Source organism: Asanoa sp. NPDC050611 (genome assembly GCF_040654855.1).
GTDB lineage: Bacteria > Actinomycetota > Actinomycetes > Mycobacteriales > Micromonosporaceae > Asanoa.
In genome coordinates this window covers 1-4,559 of record NZ_JBFAIU010000473.1, presented here as the reverse complement: position 1 = coordinate 4,559, position 4,559 = coordinate 1, and the positions used below count along the sequence as shown (strand labels likewise).

At 73.1% G+C, this 4,559-nt stretch carries 4 protein-coding genes; all 4 read left to right on the top strand.

From position 1 onward, the window contains the following. The coding region (gene recN, locus AB0H87_RS38460) for a DNA repair protein RecN (RefSeq protein WP_360157653.1) at positions 1-1,533 on the top strand (1,533 nt) is incomplete at its 5' end. Between the two features lie 202 nt (positions 1,534-1,735). Then, positions 1,736-2,917 (top strand): putative cytokinetic ring protein SteA, encoded by a 1,182-nt coding sequence (gene steA, locus AB0H87_RS38455; RefSeq protein WP_360157650.1) that lies wholly within the window; start codon positions 1,736-1,738, stop codon positions 2,915-2,917. Positions 2,918-2,954: 37 nt separating this feature from the next. Next, a complete protein-coding gene (locus AB0H87_RS38450; protein WP_360157647.1) occupies positions 2,955-3,902 on the top strand; it encodes a copper transporter in 948 nt (315 codons plus the stop codon). Then, positions 3,899-4,559, top strand: a 661-nt coding sequence (locus tag AB0H87_RS38445) for a hypothetical protein (RefSeq protein WP_360157644.1), incomplete at its 3' end; no start/stop codon positions are given. The genes AB0H87_RS38450 and AB0H87_RS38445, both read left to right, overlap by 4 nt.

The window sequence follows — 4,559 nt, the reverse complement described above, 5'->3', positions numbered from 1 at the left end:
CCGGGCCCGCCCGTGGACGAGGGCCGCCAGCGGCTGGCCGGCACCGTCGCGACCACCGTCCACACGCGCGTCAGCGACGCCGGTGCCGAGCCCGACGACGACGGCACGCTGCTGCTCAGTCGCACGGTGACCGCCGAGGGCCGGTCACGGGCGCACGTCGGCGGGCGCACCATGCCGGTCGCGACGCTGTCCGAGATCGGCGAGCAGGTGGTCGCCGTGCACGGCCAGTCCGACCAGCTCCGCCTGCTCCGCCCGGCCGAGCAGCGCGCCGCGCTCGACCGGTTCGCCGGCGCCGAGCACGAGAAGCTGCTCGGCGAGATGCGCGAGACCTTCACCCGCTGGCGGGCGGTCGCCGACGACCTCGCCGACCGGCGGCGCAACGCGCGCGAGCGCAACCAGGAGGCCGACCTGCTCCGGCTCGGTCTCGACGAGATCACCCGGGTCGACCCCCAGCCGGGGGAGGACGACGACCTCAAGGCCGAGGCGCAGCGCCTCGAGCACGCCGAGGGCCTGCGGGTCGCCGCGATCGCGGCCTACCAGGCGGTCGCCGGCGACGGCGCCGACGAGGCGCCGCACGCCACGAGCCTGCTGGGCGCGGCCAAGCGGTCCCTGGAGGGCCAGGCGGCCGTCGACGCCAAGCTGGGCGACCTCGCGGCGCGCCTCGACGAGGCGGCCACGCTGATCGGCGACGTGACCGCCGAGCTGTCCTCCTATCTCGACAGCCTCGACGCCGACCCGGCCCGCCTCCAGGGGATCTACGAGCGCCGGGCCGAGCTGCGCGCGCTGACGCGGAAATACGCCGACGACGTCGACGGAGTGATCGCCTGGGCCGATCGCGCCCGCGGGCGGCTCGGCGAGCTGGACACGTCCGACGACCTGCTCGACGAGCTCGACCGCGAGCGGCAGCGGCTCGAGGACGAGGTGGCCGCGCTGGCCGCCCGGGTCACCGCGGCCCGCAAGGAGGCCGCCGGCCGGTTCGCCGACCTGGTCAGCGTCGAGCTGGCCGGGCTGGCCATGCCGCACTCGCGGGTCGAGGTCGCGGTGCTGCCGGCCACGGCGACGACCGCCGAGGGCGCCGACGACGTCGAGCTGCGCCTGCACGCGCATCCCGGCGCGCCCAGCCTGCCGCTGCAGAAGGGCGCCTCCGGCGGCGAGCTGTCCCGGGTCATGCTGGCGATCGAGGTGGTCTTCGCCGGGGCCGGCGGCCCACCCACGCTGGTCTTCGACGAGGTCGACGCGGGCGTCGGCGGCCGGGCCGCGGTCGAGATCGGTCGCCGGCTGGCCCGCCTGGCCCGCACACACCAGGTGCTGGTGGTGACCCACCTGCCCCAGGTGGCCGCGTTCGCCGACCGCCACCTGGTGGTGGCCAAGGACACCGGCGGCGCGGTGACCACCAGCGGCGTGCGGGTCGTGGAGGACACCGAGCGCGCCCGGGAGCTGGCCCGCATGCTCGCGGGTTTGCCGGACTCCGATCTGGGTATCGCGCACGCGGAGGAACTGCTCGCAGTGGCGGCCCGGGAGAGGCGCAGCTAGAGGGGCTCGGGTCGCACACCGTGGGTGGGCGGACACGACCGCAGAAGGGCAAGGTGTGACGGGGGCCACCGCCGTGGGTGGCGTCCGCATGGTTCGCTGAGACCTGGCACGCACGTGTCAGACCACGCGTGCCACAGCTAGCACCCCTGCTCAGGCATGTCGCGACCGCAAAACGCTGTCCGGACATGCCAGGATGGTCACGATGCGTCTACCCACCTTGCGCCGGACCCGGAGCGCCGAACCGGGCACAATCACCGGCACCGCGCGCCTCGATCGCCGGACCAAGCGTCTGGTCGGTCGCCTGCGCCCGGGCGACGTCGCCGTCATCGACCACGTCGACCTCGACCGGGTGGCCGCCGACTCGCTCGTCGCGGTCGGCGTCACGGCGGTGCTCAACGCCAAGCCCTCCATCTCCGGCCGTTACCCCAACCTCGGGCCGGAAGTCCTGGTCAAGGCCGGCATCCCGCTCGTCGACGACCTGGGTGAGGGCGTCTTCCAGCAGCTCCGCGAGGGCGACGCGGTGCGGATCGACGGCAACACCGTGTTCGTCGGCGGCGAGCCGATCGCGCACGGCACCCGGCAGGACACCGAGACGGTCGCGAAGGCCATGTCGGACGCCCGCGAGGGGCTGTCCGTGCAGCTCGAGGCGTTCGCCGCCAACACGATGGAATACCTGAAGCAGGAGCGCGACCTCCTGCTGGACGGCGTCGGCGTGCCCGACGTCGAGACCAGCATCGCCGGGCGTCACTGCCTGATCGTGGTGCGGGGCTACGAGTACAAGGACGACCTCGACGTGCTCCGCCCGTACATCCGGGAGTTCAAGCCGGTCCTGATCGGTGTCGACGGCGGCGCGGACGCGCTGGTCGAGGCGGGCTACACGCCCGACATGATCATCGGCGACATGGACTCCGTCACCGACGACGTGCTGCGCTGCGGCGCCGAGGTGATCGTGCACGCCTATCCCGACGGGCGCGCGCCGGGCCTGGCCCGGGTCCACCAGCTCGGGCTCTCCGCACTGACCTTCCCGGCCGCCGCGACCAGCGAAGACGTCGCGATGCTGCTGGCCGACGAGAAGGGCGCCACGCTCATCGTCGCGGTGGGTACGCACAACAACCTGGTCGAGTTCCTCGACAAGGGCCGCGGCGGGATGGCATCGACGTTCCTGACCCGGCTCAAGGTCGGTGGCAAGGTGGTCGACGCCAAGGGCGTCAGCCGCCTCTACCGGCAGAGCATCTCCGGCTCGTCACTCCTGTTACTGGTGCTCAGCGCCGTTTCCGCCATGGCCTCAGCGGTCGCCGTATCCACCGTGGGCAAGGCCTACCTCGGTGTGCTTTCGGAGTGGTGGAACAATTTGGTCTTCCAACTGGGACAGCTCTTCAGCTAGGACGGGGCGTTCCCGACCGAATCAGAAGGCAAACAGCGTGATCAATTTCCGGTACCACGTGGTGTCACTCACCGCGGTGTTCCTGGCGCTCGCCATCGGGCTGGTCGTCGGCACCGCGGCGCTCAACGGCCCGGTCGCCGACTCGCTCAACCAGCGGGTCTCCGAGCTGAAAAAGGACAACACCCAGCTACGGGACTCGGTCTCCAGCCTTCAGGAAGAGGTCAAGCGCGAGGAGGACTTCGCAGCCGAGATGGCGCAGGTCGTCCTCCCGGGCCGGCTGACCGGCCGCAAGATCCTGATGGTCACCCTGCCGAGTGGTCGGGAGCACGCCGACCAGGTGCGCACGATGCTGACCACCGCCGGCGCGACCATCACCGGCCGGATCGAGATGCAGGACTCGTTCTTCGTCCCGGCGAACTCCCAGGAGCTGCTCTACCTGGCGGCCTCGGCGGCACAGTCGTCGATCCCGGTCACCGGGCTGCCGAGCAACAGCGACGGCGTCGAGACCGCGAGCGCGCTGCTGGCCAGCGCGGTCCTCGACCGCACCCAGGGCACGCCGCCCGCCCCCGCGGACATCACCGCGCTGCTCACGGCGTACGAGAAGGCGAAGTACATCAGCTACGCCGACGCCGGCAAGGACAAGGTGACCGAGCCCGCCCAGGCCGTGGTGATCGTGACCGGCCTGCCCTACGTCGACAAGGAGTCGGCGCAGAAGGACCAGGCGGTGGTGACCATGGTCAGCCAGTTCGACAAGCAGGGCTCCGTCGTGGTGGCCGGCAACGGTGCGAGCGACGGCAACGTCGTCGCCGCGGTGCGGGGCGACGGCGCGCTGGTCAAGACGATCAGCACGGTCGACAACGCGAACACCACCCAGGGCCAGGTCGTCACCGCGCTCGCCACGTCCGAGATGGTCGGCCAGGGCAAGGCCGGTCAGTACGGCCTGGGCGCCGGCGCCGCCTCGATGATGCCGCAGCAGCCGCAATGAGCATCCGCAACCTCGCCCTCTCCACCGCGGGCGCGCTGACCACGCGGGCCGCGCTGCGGGCGATCCGCGCGTGGCCGGGCTCGGCCCGGCTCGACCGCACCAACTACCGCGGCCGCACGGTCACGCTGGCCGCCGGGCCGGCGCTCGCCGTCGGCGCCGCCACCAGCGCGGCGGCCGGCGCCCGCAGCCTGCCGACGGCTGGCGCGGCACTGGTGGCCGGGCTCGGCTCCGGTGCGGTCGGCTTCTACGACGACGTGGTCGGGGGCCGCCCCGAGCACAAGGCCAAGGGCTTCAAAGGCCACCTCGGCGCCCTCCGCCAAGGCCGCGTGACCAGCGGCCTCGTCAAGATCGCCGGCGTCGGCGCGGCCGCGCTCACGGCCAGCGCGCTGCTCGCCGCCGACCGCCCGCGGCGCGGCCGGCTCGGCACCGCGGTGGACGTCGCGCTCGGCGCCGGGGTGATCGCCGGCACCGCCAACCTGTTCAACCTGCTCGACCTGCGCCCCGGCCGGGCGATCAAGGCCGGCACGCTGGTCGCCGGCCCGCTGGCCGTCGGGTCCGTGGGCGGGCTGGTCGCCGGCCCGGTCGGCGCGGCCACCGCGATCCTCCCCGACGACCTCGACGAGCAGGTGATGCTCGGCGACGCCGGCGCCAACGCGT